24 protein-coding genes are annotated in these 23,546 nt (G+C 65.7%); 13 read left to right on the forward strand and 11 right to left on the reverse strand.

Features of this window, described 5'->3' with window-relative positions; translation table 11 throughout:
* Window positions 1-94 precede the first annotated feature (94 nt).
* The 3 genes from ACFQ4G_RS14305 to fliI all read right to left on the reverse strand — a co-directional run bounded on the left by ACFQ4G_RS14305 (window position 95) and on the right by fliI (window position 3,155).
* Window positions 95-1,153 (reverse strand): lysylphosphatidylglycerol synthase domain-containing protein, encoded by a 1,059-nt coding sequence (locus ACFQ4G_RS14305; protein ID WP_238204364.1) that lies wholly within the window; start codon window positions 1,151-1,153, stop codon window positions 95-97.
* Between the two features lie 155 nt (window positions 1,154-1,308).
* On the reverse strand, window positions 1,309-1,716 hold the full coding sequence (gene fliJ / locus ACFQ4G_RS14310; protein WP_238204365.1) for a flagellar export protein FliJ: 408 nt from the start codon (window positions 1,714-1,716) through the stop codon (window positions 1,309-1,311).
* Window positions 1,717-1,799: 83 nt separating this feature from the next.
* Window positions 1,800-3,155, reverse strand: coding sequence for a flagellar protein export ATPase FliI (fliI, locus tag ACFQ4G_RS14315; RefSeq protein ID WP_238204366.1), 1,356 nt, complete (start codon window positions 3,153-3,155; stop codon window positions 1,800-1,802).
* Window positions 3,156-3,574: 419 nt separating this feature from the next.
* On the opposite strand from fliI, the gene ctrA reads away from it, so the two are divergent.
* A complete protein-coding gene (ctrA, locus tag ACFQ4G_RS14320) occupies window positions 3,575-4,276 on the forward strand; it encodes a response regulator transcription factor CtrA (RefSeq protein ID WP_238204367.1) in 702 nt (233 codons plus the stop codon).
* A gap of 168 nt (window positions 4,277-4,444) precedes the next feature.
* On the opposite strand, the gene ACFQ4G_RS14325 is transcribed toward ctrA, so the two are convergent.
* The 7 genes from ACFQ4G_RS14325 to chpT form a co-directional block, all read right to left on the reverse strand.
* Window positions 4,445-4,828 carry a hypothetical protein gene (locus ACFQ4G_RS14325; protein WP_238204368.1) on the reverse strand — a complete coding sequence of 128 codons (384 nt, stop codon included), beginning with the start codon at window positions 4,826-4,828 and terminating at the stop codon, window positions 4,445-4,447.
* A gap of 141 nt (window positions 4,829-4,969) precedes the next feature.
* Complete coding sequence (locus ACFQ4G_RS14330) at window positions 4,970-5,845, reverse strand: CheR family methyltransferase (protein ID WP_238204369.1); 876 nt, start codon at window positions 5,843-5,845, stop codon at window positions 4,970-4,972.
* Window positions 5,842-7,002, reverse strand: a complete 1,161-nt coding sequence (locus ACFQ4G_RS14335; protein WP_238204370.1) for a protein-glutamate methylesterase/protein-glutamine glutaminase — start codon at window positions 7,000-7,002, stop codon at window positions 5,842-5,844. The genes ACFQ4G_RS14330 and ACFQ4G_RS14335 overlap by 4 nt, the downstream gene beginning before the upstream one ends.
* Before the next feature lie 77 nt (window positions 7,003-7,079).
* On the reverse strand, window positions 7,080-7,463 hold the full coding sequence (locus ACFQ4G_RS14340; RefSeq protein ID WP_238204371.1) for a response regulator: 384 nt from the start codon (window positions 7,461-7,463) through the stop codon (window positions 7,080-7,082).
* Window positions 7,464-7,486: 23 nt separating this feature from the next.
* A complete protein-coding gene (locus tag ACFQ4G_RS14345) occupies window positions 7,487-7,975 on the reverse strand; it encodes a chemotaxis protein CheW (RefSeq protein ID WP_238204496.1) in 489 nt (162 codons plus the stop codon).
* A gap of 38 nt (window positions 7,976-8,013) precedes the next feature.
* Window positions 8,014-10,719, reverse strand: coding sequence for a hybrid sensor histidine kinase/response regulator (locus tag ACFQ4G_RS14350; protein WP_238204372.1), 2,706 nt, complete (start codon window positions 10,717-10,719; stop codon window positions 8,014-8,016).
* A 145-nt stretch (window positions 10,720-10,864) separates the two neighbouring features.
* Complete coding sequence (chpT, locus tag ACFQ4G_RS14355; protein WP_238204374.1) at window positions 10,865-11,599, reverse strand: histidine phosphotransferase ChpT; 735 nt, start codon at window positions 11,597-11,599, stop codon at window positions 10,865-10,867.
* A gap of 192 nt (window positions 11,600-11,791) precedes the next feature.
* On the opposite strand from chpT, the gene ACFQ4G_RS14360 reads away from it, so the two are divergent.
* Complete coding sequence (locus ACFQ4G_RS14360) at window positions 11,792-12,664, forward strand: 3'(2'),5'-bisphosphate nucleotidase CysQ family protein (protein ID WP_238204376.1); 873 nt, start codon at window positions 11,792-11,794, stop codon at window positions 12,662-12,664.
* Window positions 12,665-12,679: 15 nt separating this feature from the next.
* Here ACFQ4G_RS14360 and ACFQ4G_RS14365 read toward each other — a convergent pair whose 3' ends face one another.
* Window positions 12,680-13,168, reverse strand: coding sequence for a hypothetical protein (locus ACFQ4G_RS14365; protein WP_238204378.1), 489 nt, complete (start codon window positions 13,166-13,168; stop codon window positions 12,680-12,682).
* 111 nt (window positions 13,169-13,279) lie between these two features.
* Between ACFQ4G_RS14365 and ACFQ4G_RS14370 the strand changes: the two genes are divergently transcribed.
* From ACFQ4G_RS14370 to ACFQ4G_RS14420, 11 genes are all read left to right on the forward strand, one after another.
* Complete coding sequence (locus ACFQ4G_RS14370) at window positions 13,280-13,924, forward strand: DUF1134 domain-containing protein (protein WP_238204497.1); 645 nt, start codon at window positions 13,280-13,282, stop codon at window positions 13,922-13,924.
* Window positions 13,925-14,045: 121 nt separating this feature from the next.
* Window positions 14,046-14,789, forward strand: coding sequence for a hypothetical protein (locus ACFQ4G_RS14375; RefSeq protein ID WP_238204380.1), 744 nt, complete (start codon window positions 14,046-14,048; stop codon window positions 14,787-14,789).
* Between the two features lie 159 nt (window positions 14,790-14,948).
* Window positions 14,949-15,221, forward strand: a complete 273-nt coding sequence (locus ACFQ4G_RS14380) for a 3',5'-cyclic-nucleotide phosphodiesterase (protein ID WP_238204382.1) — start codon at window positions 14,949-14,951, stop codon at window positions 15,219-15,221.
* Window positions 15,222-15,334: 113 nt separating this feature from the next.
* Complete coding sequence (locus ACFQ4G_RS14385; RefSeq protein ID WP_238204383.1) at window positions 15,335-15,640, forward strand: hypothetical protein; 306 nt, start codon at window positions 15,335-15,337, stop codon at window positions 15,638-15,640.
* A 95-nt stretch (window positions 15,641-15,735) separates the two neighbouring features.
* On the forward strand, window positions 15,736-17,010 hold the full coding sequence (gene lysA, locus ACFQ4G_RS14390) for a diaminopimelate decarboxylase (RefSeq protein WP_238204498.1): 1,275 nt from the start codon (window positions 15,736-15,738) through the stop codon (window positions 17,008-17,010).
* A gap of 121 nt (window positions 17,011-17,131) precedes the next feature.
* Entirely contained in the window at window positions 17,132-19,759 is a 2,628-nt protein-coding gene (locus ACFQ4G_RS14395; protein ID WP_238204385.1) for a TIGR02302 family protein, read from the forward strand.
* Window positions 19,760-19,858: 99 nt separating this feature from the next.
* Complete coding sequence (locus tag ACFQ4G_RS14400) at window positions 19,859-20,044, forward strand: twin transmembrane helix small protein (RefSeq protein WP_238204386.1); 186 nt, start codon at window positions 19,859-19,861, stop codon at window positions 20,042-20,044.
* 143 nt (window positions 20,045-20,187) lie between these two features.
* Window positions 20,188-20,802 (forward strand): acyloxyacyl hydrolase, encoded by a 615-nt coding sequence (locus ACFQ4G_RS14405; RefSeq protein WP_238204387.1) that lies wholly within the window; start codon window positions 20,188-20,190, stop codon window positions 20,800-20,802.
* Between the two features lie 26 nt (window positions 20,803-20,828).
* Window positions 20,829-21,401 (forward strand): cob(I)yrinic acid a,c-diamide adenosyltransferase, encoded by a 573-nt coding sequence (locus ACFQ4G_RS14410; protein WP_238204389.1) that lies wholly within the window; start codon window positions 20,829-20,831, stop codon window positions 21,399-21,401.
* 266 nt (window positions 21,402-21,667) lie between these two features.
* On the forward strand, window positions 21,668-22,417 hold the full coding sequence (locus tag ACFQ4G_RS14415) for an electron transfer flavoprotein subunit beta/FixA family protein (RefSeq protein WP_238204390.1): 750 nt from the start codon (window positions 21,668-21,670) through the stop codon (window positions 22,415-22,417).
* Window positions 22,418-22,542: 125 nt separating this feature from the next.
* The gene (locus ACFQ4G_RS14420; RefSeq protein WP_238204391.1) at window positions 22,543-23,493 is read left to right on the forward strand and encodes an electron transfer flavoprotein subunit alpha/FixB family protein; all 951 of its coding nucleotides are present in this window, start codon (window positions 22,543-22,545) and stop codon (window positions 23,491-23,493) included.
* Window positions 23,494-23,546 lie beyond the last annotated feature (53 nt).

The following is a 23,546-nucleotide window of genomic DNA, read 5'->3' on the forward strand; positions in this document are numbered from 1 at the left end:
GGCGATCTCATCCCAGAGATCATCGGGGAGAAGCGGTCTGGCCATGCCAAACCAACGCTCGACATCCGACTCGGTGCCGTTCTGTTAGGCGCTCTTAGAGCGGCTTTTTCTCCAGCTTCCTCTCGATCCTATGCGCGTCGAGGCCCGGCACGATGACCGGCGGTTCGGGCACGGCAGATGCCTGGGGTGTCGCCCTGGCGAGATCCGCGAGCCGGGAGCGCTCGTAGAGCAGAACGACCACGACCGAGATCAGCGCCGGAATCCAGAAGTAGAACACCCGGAACACGATGACGGCCGCGATGATCGCGTCCTTCTGGCCCGGATCGGTGATCTGCATCGCCGTGATGAAGACGAGTTCGAACACGCCGAGGCCGCCCGGTGCATTCGAGACGAGTGCGACCGAGAAAGACGCCAGAAAGATCGCGATGACGGCGATCGGACCCGGATTAACGGCCTCTGGCAGCGCGAAATAGAGGATGCCCGCTGCGCCGAGGAGTTCGAGGGGAGCCGCCAGGAGTTGGCGCCCCATGATCGCCGGCCGCGGATATTCCAGCTTGAACTTGCGGACGTGGAGCGGTGGTAGGCGCAGGATCGATCCGGCGACGTAGAGCGCAACGAATGCCAGCAGGCCGATACCGACGATGAGCGCGGTCTTCGGCTCGGTCAGGAAGCCGGGAAGGATACCCTTGAGCCGCGAAAGGAGTTGGGGTTCGACGACGAGAACGACGCCGCCGAGCAGGACCGTGCCGAGAAAGAAGGTGAAGGAGCAGAGCGCCACGAGCACCGCCACCTGGGCGGCCGAGAGTCCCTTGGCCGTGTAGGCCCTGTAGCGCACCAATGCGCCCGAGAAGACCGATGCTCCGATATTGTGGGAAAGTGCGTAGGTCGTGAACGAGCACACCGCCACGAAGAACCATGAGATCCCGCGCACACCGAGATGCAGCAGCGCGATCCGGTCGTACCAGGCGAGGGCCGCGTAGGCGATGAGGGTAGATAACCCGGCTAGGACCATGCGATGCGGCGGGATGGCGACGATCGCCGCCCACACCGCCGCCATCGATGTCGTCTTCAGCTCTTGGTAGAGGAAGTATCCCGAGACGGCGATCGCCAGGAGGCCGATGAGCGGCCAAGCGAAATCCTTGATTGTCTTCATTACGAACCGGCCAAGCCCCCACAGCCCGGCCTACCTGCACGACCGCGCGATGCATCGCAAGCGAGACAGCGAGCCCCGGAGTAGCAAGTCACGACCGCTACTGAGAGATGTCATGCGAACATGACGGTTTCGTGCCGGCGGGCGTCGCGGACCGATCAGGCGCGGGCTCGTGCCAAGCCGATACCGTCCATCGCAGCCTGATCGCGGGCCGCTTCGGCCACGCGTTCCGCCGTGCGCTCACGGTCCTCGAGGATTTCGATCTTCTTGAGATCCTCGAACGCCTCGCCGAGTTCGGCCTTGGCGTCGGCGAGCTGGCCTTCCAGGGCTAGCGCCGACTGGCGCATGTTGTCCCGGCGCGTGGCGGCGGCACGGGCATAAGTGGGATAGGCGAAATGGCCGGGGTCGGTGATTCCGGCGCGGCCCTCCTCGTGTGCCACTTCGCGGTCGAGCTCGGAGGCCATGCGATTGAAATCGGCCATCATCATCTCGATCTGCGTCACGCGCCGACGCTTCTCGTCGACCTGGAAGCGGCGCAGCCGGATCAGCGTGTCACGCGATTTCATGTTGAGGGTCCCATTCCACGCAACGCACGAAAGGCCGGCGCAGACAGCGCCGGAGACGAAGGCGAGAACGTTGCGAGCGGCGCTCAGGCGCCGCCGACGATCTCTGCCAGTCGTTGGTAACCCTCGCCTATCGAGGTTGCTTCTTCCTTACTCTGACCCAGAAAAGCCTCGATACTCGGCATCAACGCCACCGCTTCATCGACTTCGGCCGATGCACCGGCCCGGTACGCTCCGAGGCGGATGAGTTCTTCCATGTCGGCATAGGTCGATAGGATTCGACGCGCTCGCCTGACGGTCGGCAGATGAGCCGGATCGCAGGATCGCGGCATAGTGCGCGAGACCGAGCGAAGCACGTTGATCGCCGGATAGCGGCCCCGCTCGGCGATTCCGCGCTCCATGACGATATGGCCATCGAGGATGCCGCGCACGGCATCGGCCACCGGTTCATTATGATCGTCGCCTTCCACCAGCACCGTGAAGAGCCCCGAGATCGCCCCCTGGCCCGTTCCCGGTCCAGCCCGCTCCAGCAGGCGTGGCAACTCGCTGAAGACCGTGGGTGTGTAGCCCTTGGCGGTGGGCGGCTCGCCTGCGGCGAGACCGATGTCGCGCTGTGCCATGGCGAAGCGGGTGATCGAATCGATCATGCAGAGAACCTGCGCGCCTTGATCGCGGAAGAACTCGGCGAGGGCCAATGTGACGTAGGCCGCGTTGCGCCGCATCAGGGCAGGCTCGTCGGATGTCGCCACTACCACCACAGAGCGGGCGAGGCCGCTGGGACCGAGATCGTCCTGCAGAAACTCCTGAACTTCGCGCCCGCGCTCGCCGACGAGACCGATCACAGCCACATCGGCGGCGGTGTAGCGGGCGAGCATGGACAGCAGCACGGATTTACCGACACCGGAGCCGGCGAAGATGCCCATGCGCTGACCGGCACACATGGTCAGGAAGGTGTTGATGCAGCGGATGCCGAGATCCAACGGCGGTCCGACCCTGCGCCGCGCATGTGCCGGCGGCGGATCGGCCCGCAAGGGATAGATCGCCGGACCGGGAGGCAGGGGGCCGAGACCGTCCACGGGACGGCCTAGGGCGTCGATGGTCCGCCCGAGCCAGCCTGCGGAGGGACGGATCGCTCCTGCCGCCTCGTCACGGACCATCGCCGGACATCCGCGGCGGACGCCCTCGAGCGAGCCGAACGGCATCGCCAGTGCCCGTTCGCCTTGGAAGCCGATGATCTCGCAAGGGACCGCGCCCATGCCGTTCTCGACCATGATGTCAAGGCGCCCTCCCAGGCGCATCGCGGCGACCGGACCGGCGACCTCCACGAGGAGTCCCTTGATGGCCACGACCCGGCCGTAGGTCTCCAGGGTCTCGATTCCAGCCAGGGCGGCCTGGGCCGCGGCCAAGCTGATGGTGGAAGAAACGCGTGTTCGATCCGTCATCTGCGCTTCTCTCAACCTTTCGTTTACCTCCCTCCTTAACACTGCGGTCATCGGGCTTGTAGCGGTCCGTCGTCGTTCGGTGATCGGCGCATGCCCGCGCCGGGGACGATGCATCGCTCAGGCGTGTCTGTTGAGTCACACTTTTTGATGAATGCAGATCCGTCAAGTACTTAGCTGGATGTTCTGGTGTGATGCATTTGCCGGCCCCTCGTCTCCTGGGGTCGGACGGCCATAAGGTGGCGGCATCATTTCACGCGACATTCAATTCCGTGCTTGCCACCGAGAATCAGGTTTTGTTAACGATTAACCATTAGCGTTTCACGTCAATGACGAGGGAGCGTCCGCCACGGGCCGGTGGTGGACGAACGGCGGGGGCTTGCCCGAACGCTGAATACGGCCGGCTGGGCTGGGGACCGACGATGCGGGTACTTCTGATCGAAGACGACAGCGCGACCGCGCAGAGCATCGAACTGATGCTCAAGTCGGAAAGCTTCAACACCTACACGACGGATCTCGGCGAGGAAGGAATCGACCTCGGCAAGCTCTACGATTACGATATCATCCTTCTCGACCTGAACCTTCCCGACATGTCGGGCTACGAGGTGCTCCGCAACCTCCGGGTGGCGAAGGTCAAGACGCCGATCCTGATCCTCTCCGGCATGGCCGGGATCGAGGACAAGGTGAAGGGTCTCGGCTTCGGTGCCGATGACTACCTTACCAAACCTTTCCATAAGGATGAGCTGGTCGCTCGCATTCATGCGATCGTGCGCCGCTCCAAGGGTCACGCCCAGTCGGTGATCACCACCGGTGACCTCATCGTGAATCTCGACCAGAAGACCGTCGAAGTCTCCGGAAGCCGGGTTCATCTCACCGGCAAGGAGTACCAGATGCTGGAACTTCTCTCGCTGAGGAAGGGCACGACCCTTACGAAGGAGATGTTCCTCAACCACCTCTACGGCGGCATGGATGAGCCCGAGCTGAAGATCATCGACGTCTTCATCTGCAAGCTGCGCAAGAAGCTCGCCAACGCTTCCTCGGGCAAGAACTACATCGAGACGGTCTGGGGTCGCGGCTACGTGCTGCGCGAGCCGAACGAAGGCGAAGATCGTATCGCTGTCTGAGCCTTGGCGCTCCGCAAACGAAAAGGCCCCGCTCGCGCGGGGCTTTTTGTTTTGATGCGCCGGTTCGACAGGATGTCGGAGGCAGATCGGGCGTTGCGGGTTCAAGCAATCTTCCTGCCGTGAGGAACGTTTTTGTCACAAGATTCGCAGTGTCTCTGAAATACCGTCTCAGCGCTCGCTGATACCGGAATCGATCCGCATGGTGAGGTTTGCGCTTCCTTCCAGAAGACAGGCGACTGTGCTCCCGACCTTCGAAAGCGGAATCTTTTTTAATGACACCTCGCCGGTGGCAAATGCCGGCGAAATCCGTTGCCGCTCGATCTCTCGTCCATCGATGGCAAAGGTCGCAAGCTTGCCAGACTGCTTGTTGGCCATGGCCGCGAGACGTTTACCGCTCTCGGTATCGAGGATCAGACGCGTGATCGCCCCGTTCGAAGCCCGTGCGTCACGCTTGATCGCCGCTCTCGTGACCCGCAACGGTATGACCTCTGCCATCACAGGCTGTATCAGGACGACCGCCGCAAGGAGGATCAGGGCAACACGCTGCTTCATGTCGGTCTCCCATTCGCGGTCAATGCAAGGCTGTCCCCGGCATCGCGATCGACGACCGGAGTTGGGCATGCAGAACGGGCCGGTCAGATAATTCTGTTTCGTGCCGTCAGCGAGCGAGCCGAGTTCGGCGAGGAGCCCGGGCTATAATCCCACGACCCTGCGCAGCATCGGCTGCGGCTGCGCGGACATGATCGGCCGGGTGACCACCGGAGCCTGGCCGTAGAGGCCGCGATGCTGAGGATGCGGTACCAGCCGGTCGGTCAGCCCAATGACGGTCTCGGCGGCCCCGAGCAGGACCGCACCATCCGGGGCGAGGCTTGCGCTCAGGCGCGCCAGCACGTCGCCCTTCGTCGGCGCATCGAAATAAATCAGCACGTTGCGGCAATAGATGATGTCGAACGTGCCGAGGGAATCGAAGGGATTCAGCAGGTTCAGCGGGCGGAAATCCACCATCTGACGCAAGCTCGCAGAGATGCGCCACTGCTCGCCTACCTGCTCGAAATGCTTGAGCAGGGATTGCACCGGGAGGCCGCGCTGCACCTCGAAATGGCTGTAGAGACCAGCCTTGGCTTTTTCCAGCACCTCAGTGGAGAGGTCGGTGGCGACGATCTCCACCTGCCAGCCCGCAAGGCGGGGCGCGGCATCCTGGATCAGCATGGCGAGGGAGTACGGCTCCTGCCCCGTCGAGGCGGCAGCGCACCAGATCCGCAGGCGACGCTGGGCGATGCGACGAGTCATCGCTTCCGGCAGCAGCACATCCCTGAACAGATCGAACGGGACACGATCGCGGAAGAAGAAGGTCTCGTTCGTGGTCATCGCCTCGACCACCGCGCGCTCGATGCTCGGATCGCGCGACGCCTTGAGCGCGTTGACGAGATCGTGGAGGGTCGCAAGGTTGAAGCGCCGGCAGACAGGAGTGAGCCGGCTCTCGATGAGGTAGCGTTTCTCGGCGCTGAGAGCGAGGCCGGAGCGCGTCTTGAGATAGCCGCGCAGGAAATCGAACTCGATGTCGGTCATGCGCCGTGCCCCGTCAGGATGTTGCGGAGCGCCGGGCCGATATCGCCGAGCGGCAGGACGGCCTGGGCGAGGCCGGCCTTGGCGACGCTTCCCGGCATACCCCAGACCGTGCTCGTCGCCTCGTCCTGAGCGAGCACCGCTGCTCCCGCCTCGGTGAGGGAGCGTGCGCCATTGGTGCCGTCGGACCCCATTCCGGTCAGGACCACCGCCAGGGCAGCCGCGCCATAGAGTGCGGCCGCATCGTTGAACAGCACGTCTACGGCGGGGCGGCAGAAATTCACGACAGGACCGTCGTCGAGGCGGATCGAGAGATCGTTTCGGCTGCCCTGGAGACCCATATGGCGTCCCCCCGGCGCCACGTAGATGCGACCCGGCAGGATGCGTTCGTCCGCCTTGCCTTCGGCGGCGGGCAACCCGGTTCTCGCTCCGAGATGCTCGGCGAAGACGGCCGTGAAGACCGGCGGCATGTGCTGCACGATCAGGACCGGGAACTGGCGAAGCGTGGCGCTACCGATCTTCTCCAGCACTTCGCCGACCGCGCGCGGCCCCCCGGTCGAGGAGCCGATCAACAGGCAGCGCGGTGGAATTCCGGTACGAGCCTTCGGACGCAGGACGATCGGCGTCGCGGGACGCGGAACCGGTGCCGGCGCATGATAGGCCGTTCCCTGTGGGGCAGCAGGCACATGACTTCGGCGTCGAGCGCGTGCGGCGCCGAACACGCGCACGCGCTCGATCAGCTCAGCGCGGAAGGTGTCAGAGGTGGTGACGCCGCGGTTGCTCTCTGGCTTGGCGAGGTAATCGACGGCGCCGAGCGCAAGGCAGCGCAGGGAAATGTCCGCGTTGCGCGTCGTCAGGGTCGACATCATGACGACCTGGATGCCTGGGCTCTTGGCAAGGAGCAGGGGCAGCGCCTGCGTCCCGTCGAGTTCCGGCATGTCGATGTCGAGAAGTACCACGTCGGGGTCGACGCGCGACATCGCCTCGATGGCGATGCGGCCGTTGGAGGCAGTTCCCACCACATCGAACCCAGCCTCGCCGATCCAGCGAGCCACGAGGCCGCGGACCACAGCCGAATCGTCTGCGATCAGGACGCGGACGCGCGCGGCGCTGCCCGTGCTGGCTGCGATAGGCGGCGCGAAGGCGGGGGCAGCGGCCATGAGACTCTACGCTTCATTGATGCGACAGGGAGTGCAGATGCGAACCAGCGCGGACCAGGATCCCCGCTGCCTTCGCCTCAGGCGGCGTCTGCCTGCTGGCCAAAACCCACCTGTTCGAGCTTGGCCGTGACGATGTCGCGGTCGAACGGCTTCATGATGTATTCGTCGGCACCCGCATGCAGCGCGCGGGCAATGGCACCGACATCATTCTCGGTGGTGCAGAACAGGACCTTTGGCGCTGCGCCCCCAGGGGTCTGGCGCAGGGCGCGAAGGAACTCGTAGCCGTCCATGGTCGGCATGTTCCAGTCGAGCAGGATCACGTCGGGCATCAATTCGCCGCAGGCCACCAGGGCCTTGGCGCCGTCCTCGGCCTCTCCGACCTTGAAGTTCATGGTCTCGAGGATGCGCCGCGCCACCTTACGGATGACGGCAGAATCGTCGACGATGAGGCAGTTCTTCATGGTGCTGTCCTCGATCAGGATGGTCAGGCGGCGCCAGCGACGTCGCGCTGCGTTCCGAAGGCGAGGAGCGCATCGACGTCGAGGATGACGAGAAGGCGGCCATCGAGGCGATGCACGCCGAGCGACAGGTTGCGCCAGCGCGAATCGAGATTGATCGGCACGGGTTCGTGGGTGTCGGCTCCGAGCTTCAGCACTTCGCCGACACCGTCGACGACGAGGGCGAACGTCTCGCCACCCTGTTCGAGGCCGATCGCCATCTTCTGGCTTTCCTCTTCGCGGTCTGGCAGCCCGAGCCGACGGCGCAGGCACAGGGCCGTGACGACGCGCCCGCGCAGGTTGAGGAGACCAACGATCTCCGGGGGGGCCAGCGGCACCGGTGTCACCCCGGCGGGAATGAAGACGTCGTGCACTCGGTCGATCGCCAGACCGAACATGGTGTCGGCGACGAATACCGTGATGAAGTCGTTGGTGGCGCCGGTATCGACGCCGCTATTGCTGTTTGCAGCCTGCATCATGGCTCAGATTCTCCGATCTTGCTCGAAGGCCGGGTTCAGGCGGCTTTGGGAAGACTGACGATGTCGATCTCGCCGAGCGCCGCGATCAGCCCGCTACGGTCGAACTTCGCCACCAGGTCCAGGATCGACAACGCGCGCGCCCGCTCGACGGCATCGACGCCGATGGCGCCGGACAGGCCGATGACCGGAAGCCGGGAAAGGCGTTCGTCACCTTTGCGCATGGCGGCCACGAGGTCGAAGCCGTTGCGGCCGGGCATTTCGAGGTCGCACACGACCACGTCGATCCGGCCACTGCCCATCAGCGTGGTGAGGGCCGCCTCGGCGCTGCCGGCAGTGATCACATTGTAGCCGGCGGCTTTGAGGACCGGGCTCAGCATGTCCCGGAAAAAGGCCGAGTCGTCCACGAGAAGCAGGGTTGCGTTGCGCTTCTCGGGCTTGCGTGTTCCGCGTGCCCAATCGTCGTAGGCCAGCGGCAGGAAGTGCGCGATGTTGATGATCTCGGTCGCACGGCCACGCAGGACTGCGGATCCGATTAGATCCGAACGTTCGGCGGCGATTTCCACGTTGAGACGTTCCTCGACAATGTCGACGATCTCGTCGACCACGAGCCCCATCGCCCGCTCGCCATCCGAGAACACCACCAGGGCCTGGGTCCCCTCGCTGCGGATCTCGATGGACGGATCGGCAGGGACGAGCGGCATGAGCCGGCCGCGGTACTGAATCAGCGGACGGCCGCCGACCCACTCGATCTTGGTCGCATCGATCTCCTCGAGGCGGGTGACCAGGGAGAGCGGGACAGCCTTGAAACTGCCTCCGCCGCCCTTGAAGACCAGCAGCGTCGCCTTGGCATCTGCAGCGTCCACTTCCTCGACTTCGACCTCAGCCGGAATGGCCCCGGACTGCGCGCCCTGGCTGACTTGGCGTGCGATGCCGTTGGGATCGACGATCAGCACCACCGCGCCGTCGCCGAGGATGGTGTTGCCGGCAAAGAGCGCCAGATGGCGCAGTTTCGACGACATCGGCTTCACGACGATCTCCTCCGTATGGAAGACCTCGTCGACGAGAATTCCGAATCGCTGACGACCGACTTGGGCGACGACCACGAAACCAGAATCGATGGTCTCGGCATTGTCCTTCTGACCGAGAACCCCGGTCATGGTCACGATCGGGAGCAAGCGTTCGCGCAAGCGCAGCACCGGCGAACCGTTGATGCGCTCCACCGTCTGGGCGGTGGCCTTGTCGACGCGGACGAGTTCCAGCACTGCCACCTGCGGCACGGCGTAGCGAAGATCGCCGGCCTTGACGATGAGGGCCGCGATGATCGCCAGCGTCAGCGGGATCTTGATGGTGAAGGTGGTGCCACGGCCGAGCTGCGTGTTGATGTCGATGACACCGCCGATCAGCTCGATATTGGTCTTGACGACGTCCATGCCGACGCCGCGGCCGGACACCGAGGTGACCGCCTTGGCGGTGGAGAAACCCGGATGGAAGATGAACTTCGCCACCTGGGCGTCGGTCATCTTGTCGATATCGGCCTGGCTGGCGACGTTGCGCTCCACCGCCTTGCGACGGATAGCGGAGAGATCAAGGCCCTTTCCATCGTCGGCGATCTCGATCGTGATTGTGCCGCCCTCGTGGTAGGCGGACAGGCGGATCGTGCCGCGCGCCGGCTTGCCGGCGGATTTACGGTCGGCGGCGGACTCGATGCCGTGATCGGCCGAGTTGCGCACCATGTGGGTGAGCGGGTCCTTAATGACCTCGAGGACCTGGCGGTCGAGTTCGGTCTCGGCACCGCTCATGATGAGCTCGATCTGCTTGCCGAGTTCGGACGACAGGTCGCGGACCACGCGCGGCAGCTTCTGCCAGGCATTGCCGATCGGCTGCATGCGCGTCTTCATGACGCCTTCCTGCAACTCTGCCGTCACATGACTCAAGCGCTGCAGAGGAACCTTATAGGTCGAATCGTCGTGGCGACGGGCGATTTCGAGGAGCTGGTTCCGGGTCAGGACGAGCTCGGAGACCATCGTCATGAGATGCTCGAGGGTATCCACGTTGACGCGGATGCTCTGGACCTTAGAGACAGCGGCCTCGGACTCGCCGCTGGAGCCGTCCGCCGCAGGCTTGCGGTTTGATGAGCTCTTTGACGGCGATGCCTCTTCCACGAATGCGACTGGCTCGGGTTCCGGCATCGTCAGTTCGGGCATGGCGACCGGTGCCGTCGCTGCCGCGACAGGTCCGAACTCATCCGGACCTTCGGCTTCGAGGAAGGCGCGCTCCAGATCGTCGAGGGAGACTTCGCCCGGCTTCAGCTCGCGCGCCACAGGGTCGGGAAGCTTGACTTCCATTTGGAGCGCCGGCGCCACATGCGGGGCCGACGACATGGCATCGAGAGCGTTGATCAGGTCGTCATCACTGCCGGTCGGCTCGGAGCCGGTGGTTTCCAGGTCGGCGAGAATTTGCTTAAGCCGGTCGAGCGTCACGAGGATCAGACTGACGGCGGGGCTGCTGACCGGCATTCCGTCTCGGAACTGGCCCATCAGCGTCTCGGCCGCGTGAGCCAGCGCTTCGAGGCGCGGTAGGCCGAGGAACCCGCACGTCCCCTTGATCGTGTGCACGAGGCGGAAGATATTCCGTAGGATCGTCTGGTTGTTCGGGTCCTGCTCGAAGCGGACGAGTTCGGCGTCCACGGTATCGAGATGCTCGGCGCTCTCGGTTAGAAACTCACGCAGCAAGTCATCCATGAGAGGCACTCGGTCCAAACGCGCACTAGGTCTGTGCAAGTTCGATCTTGAGGCCGATCGGTTAGTGAACTGTTTCGATAGAGAGACAAATCCGAAAGTCGTGGCAGGAACTGCATCAGTCCTGCCGCGACTTTCAGATTCTTAATCAGGCGAGCGAGGTTTCCGGTGGCTCGCTATCGGATGGACGTGTGTCCTCCACGGGCTGTCTGGCGGGCGCGACGGTCGGTTCGACGCTGACGGCGACGGGCTCCGCGTCGATCGTCACTTCGTCGCCCTCGATACGGAAGCGGACATTCATCGCGGCCGCGCGTGCCACGAGCCCGGCATAGAAGGGCAGGATACTGTGTGCATCGACGGAGCCGTTCTCCGGCGTTCCCGCTATCAGATCCTCCACATGGGGCGGAATGCGGGCGTGCGAGCCTTTCGACTTGATGACGATGGTAGGGGCCTCGCCGTCGCCGCGTACGACCACGTCGATCAGGCCGCCGCGGGGTATGGTGCTGGTGGCGATCATGACGAGGTTGAGCAGGAGCTTGACCTTGTTCTTCGGATAGAGCGCCTGCGGCGCACTCCATGTCAGTTGGGTCTTCTCGTCGCCGAACATTCCCCGTGACACCTTCTCGGCATCGGCCAGATCGATGGACGCTCCGGCAGAGCCGGCAGCGCCGAACGCGATACGGGCGAACTGCAACCGCGCCGAAGCCTGTTTCGCGCTCTTGCCGATGAGTTCCAGGGCGAACTCCCGCATCGAGGTGTCGCTCTCGTCCTCGAGGACTTCGAGCCCGTTCACGATGGCGCCGACGGGACTGATGACATCGTGACAGACGCGCGAGCAGAGCAACGCGGAGAGATCGAGGGAATCGAGATCGACGGGGGTCATCGTGCTCTCCGCACAGGGCAATGGATGGGCCGCCATAACGGCCGGTCCGTCGGTTTCGAGATACGAAACCGCTTGAGGACGGCACCGATAGACGGCACCGGATGCTTTGAAAAGCGATGCGACGAGTGCGTAGAACGCTTTGAAGCCGACTCTAGAGTCGACAAGGCGCGGCTCGCAAGGCAAGACTTTCCTATGCCCCTCGATCCGCGGATGCGCGACAGCATCGCGACGACATTGACCGACATCGCCTGCGAGGCCGGAGACATTCTCCGGCGACATCACGGTGGTGATTGTCCGCACGTGCTCAAGCCGGATGGGACGCCATCGAGCGAAGCGGACATCGAATCTGAGAAGCTCATCCTCGATGCTCTGAGGCGGCACTATCCGACGATTCCGATCATTTCCGAGGAGTCGACGTATGATCTTCCTCCTTCGGAGCTGTTCTTCCTCGTCGATCCGCTCGACGGAACGCGGGATTTTCTGGCGGGAAATCCGGATTACAGCGTCAATATCTGCCTGATCGAGGGCCACCGTCCGGTGGCCTCCGCGGTGGCCGCCCCCGGCATCGGCCGCGTCTGGGGAGCGGGCGTCACCGCCTTCGAGGCGGCGATCCACCGCGGGCGGCCGATGAGCCGGAACGCGATTCGCGTACGGAAAGTGCCGGAGGACGGGCTCGTGGCACTGGTCAGCCGGCGGCACGGCGACACCGAAACGGAGGCCTGCCTCGCCGGATTGCCCATCGGACAACGCCGCGGCGTCGCCTCGGCCCTCAAATTCTGCCTCATCGCCTCGGGCGAGGCCGATATCTACGTCCGCTGCGGTCCGACCATGGAATGGGACACCGCAGCCGGAGATCACGTCCTGACCAGTGCCGGGGGGTGCGTCATCGTGCCGTCGGGACGCGCGATCACCTACGGCCAGTACAGGATTTTCTATCGCAACGGCCCCTTCGCCGCCCTCGGCGATCCGAGTTACACGAGCCGCCTCGGCCTACCGGATCGAGGGCCTGTTCTAAGCCCGATCCGGAAGGGATATTCGGGTGATTCAACGCCTCCTCCGGCCTGATTGCGAGAGGCGACGTCAGGGCGCCGCTCCGTCGTCGGTGAGAATCCGCAGGGCCGGCCATTTCGCCTCCGCCGCCGCGACGATGGCCGGCGATCCCAGGACCGTCGAACGATGGTCGCCGTTGCGGAAGAGGTAGAGCCCCTCCCCCGCCGGTCCGGGAAGGATCGCGAAGACCGACGTATCCGTATCCACCAGCCGGCCCTCGACCACGCCGATCGGATCGTAGCCGCCGAGACGCGGAGCATAGGTGGACGGCGCATCGCGGAAGGCGGCGAGGTTTCCCGCCCTGGAGAATCGCCACGTCCGGCCCCTCCAGACCCATTCGAAGGCCGGTCGACCTGGCAGCGGCTGCCCCTCGGGATCGAGGAAGTAGCTCACGGCGTCGAACCCGTTGAGGGCGATCAGACCTTGCCCGGCCAGGGATGGACCGGGTGCGGGCAGGCACGAGGCCAGCACGGCCCCGGCGAGGTTACGCCGCGTTAACCCTATCATGCGGTACTTCATGCTGTACTCGTCGGTACGCGGGCTCGTGACTCCGCCTCTCCCGGCTCGGAAATGTCCGGCCGGGGAGAATGTGGGCGAAGAGGCCGGATGTCGAACGTTGGTTGGGCGAACATGGTGCTCCGGATGACAGATCCCTCGACTCCCCTCGCCTCACCGGCCGAACCCGCCTCGCTCTCCGTCCGGCGTCGCACCCTCGTCCTCGGTGCCGCCGCTGCCTGCCTGCTGGCCGGCGCGTCCATCGGCCCCGCCGCCGCTTTCGAAGAAGGTCCTCCCGGCCGGTTCCGGCCCGCCGAGATCGTGGATAACGGCCACAAGTTTTTCGGCTCCATGTCGCGCGGCCTCGCCCTCACCGTCGAGGAGGCGACGCGCCGCTGGGGCGAGCCCAACGGCTACATCCTCGGCCAGGAAGCCTCCGGCGCCATCGTCGGCGGCGTCCGCTACGGCGAGGGCACGCTCTATACCCGCAATGCCGGGCAGCGCCGGATCTACTGGCAGGGTCCGTCCATCGGTTTCGATGTCGGCGGCGATGGCGATCGCACGATGATGCTTCTCTACAACATGCCGTCGGTCGCTGGTCTCTATCGCCGCTTCGGCGGCCTCGACGGCTCGGCCTATTTCATCGGCGGGTTCGGCATGACGGCAGTGACCAACGACGGAATGGTCGTAGTGCCGATCCGGACCGGCGTCGGCGCACGGCTCGGCATCAATGTCGGCTACCTGAAGTTCACCTCGAAGCCGACCTGGAACCCGTTCTGATCCGCGGGCAGGGCTCGTCGGATATCCTTCAAAGGATTGGTCTCGCCCGGCGGAAATGGTCTAAAGACGTGGGCGGCGCGGTCTGCCCGGCCGCTCCAGGGATCAGGATGAGCATTCCCGCGTGATCGAAACGGTGATGATCTTCGCGCTCGGCTTCCTCGCGGCAAGCCTGTGCGCCCTCATGGTGCTGCCCGCCGTGAGTGCCCGGGCGACCCGCCTCGCCAAACGCCGGCTCGAAGGTCTCGTGCCCCTCTCCGCTTCCGAGATCGCGGCCGAGAAGGATTATCTGCGGGCGCGGTTCGCGGTCATCCAGCGGCGCCTGGAGCGCAAGGTCGAGGCGGCGCGTGCCAACCGGCACGCGGATATGGCCGCCATCGGCGCGAGGACCCTCGAGATCGCCGCCCTGGCGCGAGGCGTGGAGGAACGCGAGGCCGCCCTCGCCTCCGCGCGCGCGACCCTCGACGGCGTCGAGCAGGATCTGCACACGGCCCGCGCGGAGGGCACCCTCAGCCTCGCGACCCTCGAAATCCTCGAGAACGCGCATCGCGACCTTCTCGACGACGTGCACGCCCTGCGCGCGGCGAAAGCGTCGTTGGATACGGTCGAGCGGGAATCCCTTGTCGATGACGTCGCGGGTGATGTCGACCGGGATCTGCCGGCACGCTACGCGGCGCTCCTCGCCGAATGCGAGGCCCTGCGGTCGGCCAAGGCGACACCCGACGAGGAGATCGCAGAGCTTCGCCTGCGTATCGTCGAAGTGGCGGATTCCCTGCTTCGCCAGAATCGGCTCCCCTCCGTGGAAGCCTTCGCCATGCCGGGCTCGCAGGCCGGCTCGGTCCCTCGGAAACAGACCGAACCCGTCTGAGATGGCGGCGGACGTCGAAGGCACCATTGCGGGCTGCGGAAGGTGTGGCGTAGAAGCCGCGTTCTTCATGGGATGACCACCGACGTGCCTTGTTTCGACCACGCATAGGCATCATCGGGTTCGTCACATCCTCACTGTCTGAGACGGATCGCGTTCCCTATGGCTTTCAAGTCGACTTCGCTTGCTCTCGCTCTCGCCGTCATGGCCACGCTCTCGTCGGCAGCGGCATTTGCCCAAGCCGCCCCCCAGACCAAGCGCGGGAACGAGACGCTCAAGAAATACTGCACCGGCGATTACCTGACCTATTGCGGCAACCTCTCGCCGGACGATCCGGCCATGGACAAGTGCTTCCAGACGAACTGGACCAAGCTGTCCGAGAATTGCCGTCGCGCCATCGATGCCTACGAGAAGACCCCCGGCAAGAAGGGCTGAGCCCGAAGACTGAGGCGTCCTCGCCTCAGGCGACACAAAGCGTAGCCGTTGCGCTCGCATCGGCGAGAAGCAGCGGCTATGATGCCGCCGCCTGAGGTTCCGGACCCGCGTTGATGTTGCTTCGTTCCCGACTGACGTTGATCCTCGTTCTGGGCTGCGTCGCCCTCGCCGGGGCCGGCTGCGGCCGCCGCGGGGCGCTGCAAGCCCCCGATACACGTGCTCCGGTGCCGACTGGCGGGTTGGGGCTCGGCGGGCCCGTGGCGGATGCGACGGCAGTGGGCGAAGGGGACGACCTCGATCCCACGGCCATCGCCGGGACGCCGCAGGCCATCGTCGAGGCTCCGGTGCAGACGACCAGGGGCGCCAAGCGCGGCTACACCATCCCGAAGAAGCCCTTCATCCTCGACCCGCTCCTGTAAGAGGTCGGTCCGCCCGACGTCGGTTCGAGAGTCCGCGTCCAGCAGATCGTCCGCTCAAGGCTCGCGTCCCGAGCTTCGTGCCCCAAGGCCCGCCGATGCACCATTTCCATTATCGCAACGGCCTGCTGGCTGCCGAGGACGTCGATCTGACCGGCCTGGCGACGGAAGTCGGCACGCCGTTCTACTGCTATTCGACGGCAACGCTCGAACGGCATTATCGCGTCTTCGCCGAGGCGTTCGCCGGAGACGACGCCCTCGTCTGCTATGCGATGAAGGCCAATTCGAACCAGGCCGTATTGACGACGCTCGCGCGCCTGGGTGCGGGGATGGACATCGTCTCCGAGGGCGAGTTGCGTCGCGCGCTCGCGGCCGGCGTCGACCCGAAACGGATCGTGTTCTCCGGGGTCGGCAAGACCCGCGAGGAAATGGCCGCGGCGCTGCATGCCGGCATCTACTGCTTCAACGTGGAGAGCGAACCCGAACTCGACGTCCTGTCCGAGGTGGCGACGAGTCTCGGGGCGACTGCACCGGTCTCGGTCCGGGTCAACCCGGACGTCGATGCGGGCACGCATGCCAAGATCTCCACCGGGAAATCCGAGAACAAGTTCGGCATCCCGATCGGCCGCGCCCCGGAGGTCTATGCCCATGCGGCGTCCCTGCCGGGGATCGCGGTGTCCGGCGTCGACATGCATATCGGCAGCCAGATCACCGATCTCGCGCCCTTCGCCCATGCGGCCGGTCTCCTCGCCGATCTGGCGCGCGGCCTGATGGCGCAGGGCCACACGCTGCACCATATCGATTTCGGCGGCGGTCTCGGCATCCCCTACCGCGAGGACAATGCCCCTCCCCCGGAGCCGAGCGCCCTGGCGGATATCCTGCGCCCGCATTTCAGGTCTCTCGATCTCCGACCGGTCTTCGAGATCGGCCGCATGATCGCCGGCAATGCCGGAATCCTCGTCACCCGAGTTCTCTACGTGAAGCGGACCGAGGGCCGGACCTTCGTCATCGTCGACGCGGCGATGAACGACCTCATCCGGCCGACTCTGTACGAGGCCTATCACGCCCTTCGCCCGGTCATCGAGCCCGGCGCGGACACGCCGCGCCTCGTCGCCGACGTGGTCGGACCGGTCTGCGAGAGCGGCGACTACATCGCGCTGTCCCGCGACATCCCGGACGTCGCTCCGGGCGACCTCGTGGCGGTGATGACGGCGGGAGCCTACGGAGCGGTCCAGGCCGGGACCTACAACACCCGCCGCCTCGTGGCAGAAGTCTTGGTGAGCGGCGATCGATCGGCCATCGTCCGGCCGCGCCAGTCCTACGAAGAGCTCATCGGCCTCGACCGCGTGCCGAGCTGGCTGCAGGCGGGTTAGGGTCTCCGGACGCGTCCTCGCCGTGGGTGGGCCGATTTGACCCGATCGCCTCACGTCGCCACCATGCTAAGCTGACAAGGCGGGATGCGGTGAGCATTCCCCGCCTCGGGAGCCGTGCAGAATGGACGAGGCCGACGCGACGACCTCCGGCGCGACCAAGATGACGACGTCGGAACGTCCAGCCGCGAGAAGCCGGCTCGATCGGCTCGTGTCGCAATCGCAGGCCGCCGGATTGTGGGAGCGGGCATGGCCCCTGCTCTGGCGCGGGTTCGCTGTGATCCTCGCCTTCCTCGCTGCGTCATGGCTCGGCCTGTGGCTCGACCTGTCCCCGATCTGGCGGATCGCGGGTCTCGTCGCCTTCGCGGTCGCTCTCGCCGCCGCTCTGATTCCCTTGATCCGGCTGACGCGACCGAGCCGCCGCGAGGCCTTGATCCGCCTCGACCGCGATGCCGCGGATCGCGATGGTGCGCGGGCCCACAACCCGGCTTCCGCCATTGAGGACACGCTCGCCGTCGGCACCTCCGATCCGGCGACGCAGGCGCTGTGGGCCCTGCATCAGCGCCGTGCCGCCGAGGCCGTTGCGAAACTGAGTGTCGGCCTGCCGCGGCCGGGCATGCCCCGGCGCGATCCCTATGCCATGCGCGCGGCCCTCGTCGTCGTCGCCATCGCCAGCCTCTTCGTCGCCGGTTCGGAATGGCGCCAGCGTGTCGGCAGCGCCTTCGACTGGCACGAGGCAGCGGGTCCGGGCCCGAGCTTCCGCGTCGACGGCTGGATCGATCCGCCGCTCTACACCCGCCTTCCGCCCCTCGTCGTCACCATGAACGGCAACGAGCAGCGTCTGCGCGCGCCGGTGAATTCGACGCTGATCGTGCGCATCGCCGGCCATGGCGACGTGGCGCTGACCCCGAATGCGGGACTGAAGCCGCTTCCCGGCAAGGAGGCCCGTCCGGACTTCCGCGAGGACCGTTTCCAGCTCGTCGGGGGGACCGCCGATCTCACCATCGCCGCAGGCTCCGCGCAGAGGCAGCATCTGGTCGTCGAAACGATTCCGGATCTTCCCCCCGAGGTGAAGCGCGTGGGCGGCCTGGAGGTGAACGCGCGCGGCACGTTCAACCTGAGCTACCGCGCCAAGGACGATTACGGGATCGCCTCGGCCGACGGGCTCATCGAACCTCTGGCCGGCGGACGATCCCTGGTTCCCCTGCCGAAAATGCCCCTGGCACTTCCCTCCGATGCGACCGGCGAAACCGATACGAAGACACTCGTCGATCTGACCGACAATCCCTGGTCCGGTGCGAAGGTCCGCCTGACGCTCGTGGTCAAGGACGAGGCCGGACAGGAGGGACGCACCGAGACGGCGGAGATCACGCTGCCGGCGCGCCCGTTCCGCGAACCGCTGGCGCGGGCGCTGGCCGAGGAACGCCGACGCCTCGTCACCATGCCCGACGAGAGTCGTGGCCGGGTTCAGACCGCCCTCGACGCGCTCATGATCGCGCCCGACCAGTTCACGCCGCAGGCCTCGATCTTCCTCGGGCTGCGCACCGCCTCCCGTCGGCTCAGGGCCGCGCGGAGCGACGAGGCTCTGATCGAGGTCGCCGACCTGCTTTGGGAGATGGCGCTCAAGATCGAGGACGGCGATCTCTCCGATGCCGAGAAGAACCTGCGTGCGGCCCAGGATAAGCTGAAGGACGCGATCGACCGCAATGCGCCGGACGACGAGATCAAGAAGCTGACCGAGGACCTGAAACAGGCACTCGACAAGTTCATGAAGCAGATGGCCGAACGCCAGCAGAAGCAGCCCCAGCAGCAGGGCGACAAGGGCAAGTCCCAGCAGAACGCCAAGACCGTCACCCCGGACGATCTGAACAAGATGCTCAAGGATATGGAAGAGGCGATGAAGCGCGGCGATACCGCCGAGGCGCAGCGCCTGCTCGATGAGCTTCGCAGCATCCTGGAAAACCTCCAGACCGCCGAACAGGGCGGGAAATCCGACCCCGGCGCCCGCGAGATGAGCAAGCAGGCCGAGGAACTCGACAAGATGTCCCGCGAGCAGCAGGGCCTGCGCGACGAGACCTTCAAGGACGGACAGAACAAGCGCGGCCAGCAGCCGGGACAGAAACAGGGCCAGAAGCCCCAGCGCGGTCAGCAGGGCCAGCAGCAGGATGGCGACAAGGGTCAGCAGCAGGGCGGTGAGCAGGGGCAACAGGGTCAGCAAGGACAGAAGGGCCAGAAAGGGCAGCAGGGCCAGGGCGGAACGGGCGACCGTCAGCAGGCTTTGCGCCAGCGTCTGGAGGATCTGCAGAAGCGGATGAAGGAGCTCGGCATGCAGGGCGAGGAAGGTCTCGCCGATGCCGAGGAGGCCATGCGCGAGGCCGAGGGTGCCCTCGGCGAGGGCAAGGAAGGCGACGCGGTCGACGCGCAGGGCCGTGCCCTCGACGGGCTGAAGCGCGGCGCGGACGGCATGCAGAAGCAGATGGAGGACATGGCCCAGGGCGAGGGCGAGGGCGAGCAGGAGGGCGGCGACAACCCGAGCCAGCAGGGACAGGCGGGCAACCGCGACGACGATCCGCTGGGCCGGCCGAGCAAGGGGCGCGACCTCTCCGACGGGCGCGGCAAGGTTCCGACCGCCGAGGAATCCGCCGTGCAGCGGACCCGCCGGATCATGGAGGAATTGCGCCGCAAGCTCGGCGATCCGAGCCGGCCGCGGGAAGAGCTCGACTATTTCGAGCGTCTGCTGCGACGAAACTGACGGGCACGCCGCTTCCGCGGGTGCGGTGCCCTGCCCTATGGGCTAGGGGGATGCGGGCGCCATATGGATCCGATCCCCGAGATTCGAGCGCGAGCCGTCATGTCATCCAACACTCTCGTCCTCGTCGCCTGCCTCGCCGTCGCGTTGGTGCTGTTCCTCGGCCTCTTCAACATGATGCGCGGGGGCAGCGCGAACCTGTCCCAGCGCCTGATGCGCCTGCGCGTGCTGCTGCAGTTCCTCGCGATCATCTTCATCATGGGGGTGGTGTGGTGGCGCTCCGCCTGAGGGCGATCACATCCCGGTGAGTGTGGCGAACGGGCCTCACACACGATCAATCAGGGCAATCGGACGGGATTACCGGGCTGCCGGACTGACGCCAGCGTATTCCAGCGTGGTAGACGAAGCAGGTTCAATTGGATCCGTCATCGATGCACGCCATCTGCTTCCGCCTCGTCGCCGGCGCTCTTGCCCTTCCCGTCGTGTGCGCCGCCCAGGCCGCCGATCTGCGCACGCCGCCTCCCGCGGCCTACATGACGCCGGTGAAGCCCTTGAGCATCGTCTCCGAGGTCCGTATCGGCGGCTCGGTCCAGGATCCCGGCAGCGCCGAGAACAGCACCAACAACATCAACGGCGAAATCCTCTTCACCAAGCCGCTGGTGAGCCTCGACCCGTTCTGGCAGGCCTTCGTGCCCCGCCCGACCGTGGGCGGCAGCTACAATTTCGGCGGCCGCACCAGCTACGCCTATATCGGCGCGACCTGGACGGTGGACCTCTTCCCGCAGACCCTGAACAACACGGTCTTCCTCGAAGGCTTCTTCGGCGGCGCGGCGCATAACGGCTATAACGGCCTCAAGGCGAATGCTCCTCCCGGCTTCAACGCTCTGGGCTGCAACCCGCTGTTCCGCGAAGCGGCGGCCCTGGGCTTCCGCCTGACCGAGCATTGGAGCATCATGGCCACCGTCGAGCATATGTCGAATGCCGGCCTGTGCCACGAGAACCGCGGCCTCACGAATTTCGGCGGCAAGCTCGGCTACACCTTCTGATTCGACGCCTTGAGATCGGATAATCCTTGGTCACCCTCAACCGCATCTACACGCGCACCGGCGACAAGGGATCCACGGCACTCGCCAACGGCGAGCGCCGATCCAAGGCCGATCTGAGGATCGAGGCCTATGGCACGGTCGACGAGACCAATGCGTGTATCGGCCTCGTCCGCCTCCACGCCGAACCCGTCCTCGACGCGATGCTCGGCCGCATCCAGAACGATCTGTTCGATCTCGGAGCCGATCTCGCGACCCCGGAAAGCGACGAGCCGCCGAAATACGAGCCGCTGCGCATCGTCGCGAGCCAGGTGAGGCGGATCGAAGCGGATATCGACGCGCTCAACGCCGATCTGTCGCCGCTCAAGTCCTTCGTGCTTCCCGGCGGCTCGCCGGCTTCCGCCGCCCTGCACCTGGCCCGCACGATCTGCCGCCGGGCCGAACGCCTCACGGTAGCCCTGGCGGCCGTGGAGGGCGAGCGCGTCTCGCCCGAAGCCCTGCAATACCTCAACCGCCTGTCGGATTTCCTCTTCGTGGCGAGCCGCACGGCGAATGCAAACGGGGCCGACGACGTGCTTTGGGTCCCGGGCAAGAACCGCTGAGGCGAAACCTTCAACCGCTGAGGCGAAACCTTCAACCGCTGAGGCGAAGCCTTCCGGGCACGTCGTCCAGTGCGGCGCCCGACCCACGTCTCGTGCGTTCGACGCGGAGGCTCGACCTCGGCACGCGTTGACAAGGCCGAAATCCGCCCGTTACGGTCCGCCGCCTCATTTCAGAAGGGTGCCCGGACCTCCGACCATGTCGGAGGCCCTTCGCGCGCTGCGCCGGCCCTCTTGCCAAGAAAATCAGCGAAGGGATTGTGACCGCCATGAAGGTTCTGGTGCCCGTGAAGCGGGTCGTCGACTACAACGTCAAGATCCGGGTCAAGGCCGACGGTTCGGGCGTGGAGCTCGCCAACGTCAAGATGTCGATGAACCCCTTCGACGAGATCGCCGTCGAGGAGGCGATCCGTCTGAAGGAAAAAGGCAAGGCGACGGAGATCATTGCCGTCTCCATCGGTCCGCAGCAGGCGCAGGAGACCCTGCGCACGGCGCTCGCCATGGGTGCCGACCGGGCGATCCTGGTGAAGACCGACGGGCTCGTCGAGCCGCTGGCCGTGGCCAAGATCCTCAAGGCGATCGTCGAGAAGGAAGCCCCCGGTCTCGTCATCCTCGGCAAGCAGGCCATCGACGACGATTCCAACCAGACCGGCCAGATGCTGGCCGCTTTGCTCGACTGGCCGCAGGGCACCTTCGCCTTCAAACTCGAGTTCGGCGAAGGATCGATCGACGTCACCCGCGAAGTGGATGGCGGTCTGCAGACCGTGACCCTGGCCCTGCCGGCGATCGTGACGACGGACCTGCGTCTCAACGAGCCGCGCTACGCCTCTCTGCCCAACATCATGAAGGCGAAGAAGAAGCCGCTCGAGGAATTGAGCCCCGATGCGCTCGGCGTCGACGTGACCCCTCGGGTCAAGGTCCTGAAGACCGTCGAGCCGGCCGGCCGCAAGGCCGGCATCAAGGTCGGCTCGGCCGCCGAGCTCGTCCAGAAGCTGAAGGGCGAAGCCTCGGTCATCTGAGCTGCCGGCCTCGGCCGGCCGTCACCGGACGGCCGGCGGTTCTTCATCATTCCCTTCAGACCGCGGCCCGGCGCGATACCGCGACGGGCGACCGGTCCCGCAGAATACGAGGTTCGACACATAGCATGGCCACTCTCCTCCTCATCGAGCACGATAACGGCGCCGTGCGCGACGCCAGCCTGAAGGCCCTCACCGCCGCCAAGGAGATCGGCGGCCCGATCCACGCCCTGGTCGCAGGCGCGGGAAGCCGTCCCGCAGCCGATGCGGCAGCCGCCCTCGACGGGATCGAAAAGGTGCTGCTGGCCGAGGACGCGGCCTACGACCACGCTCTCGCGGAGCCCACCGCCGCGCTGATCGTCTCGCTGGCCGGCGATTACGACGTCGTCATCGCGGCCGCCTCCACCACCGGCAAGAACGTCCTGCCGCGCGTGGCCGCGCTCCTCGACGTGGCACAGATCTCGGACATCATGACCGTGGTCTCGCCCGATACGTTCGATCGGCCGATCTACGCCGGCAACGCGATCCAGACGGTTCAGGCCGCCGAGGGCAAGAAGGTTATCACCGTCCGCATGGCCGCCTTCAAGGCCGCCGCGGCCGACGGCTCCGCGGCTCCGGTGGAGTCGGTCGGCGTAAGCGCTCCCGCCTCGGGCAAGTCGACGTTCAAGGGCGAGGAGATCGCACAGTCCGACCGTCCGGAACTGGCGGCGGCCAAGATCATCGTCTCGGGCGGTCGCTCGCTCGGTTCGTCGGAGAAGTTCAAGGAGCTGATCGAGCCGCTGGCCGATGCCCTCGGTGCGGCTGTGGGTGCCTCGCGCGCCGCGGTCGATGCCGGCTACGCTCCCAACGACTGGCAGGTCGGCCAGACCGGAAAGGTCGTCGCCCCGGACCTCTACGTGGCAGTGGGCATCTCCGGCGCGATCCAGCATCTGGCCGGCATGAAGGATTCGAAGGTCATCGTCGCGATCAACAAGGACGAGGACGCGCCGATCTTCCAGGTGGCGGATTATGGCCTCGTCGGCGACCTGTTCCAGATCGTCCCCGAGCTCCAGGCCGAGATCACCAAGGCCAAGGGCTGACTCCACCGCCCTAAACAGAACGAACCCTCCGCCGCGCTTCGCCGCGGCGGAGT

This window comes from Methylobacterium marchantiae (assembly GCF_042679825.1).
GTDB lineage: Bacteria > Pseudomonadota > Alphaproteobacteria > Rhizobiales > Beijerinckiaceae > Methylobacterium > Methylobacterium marchantiae.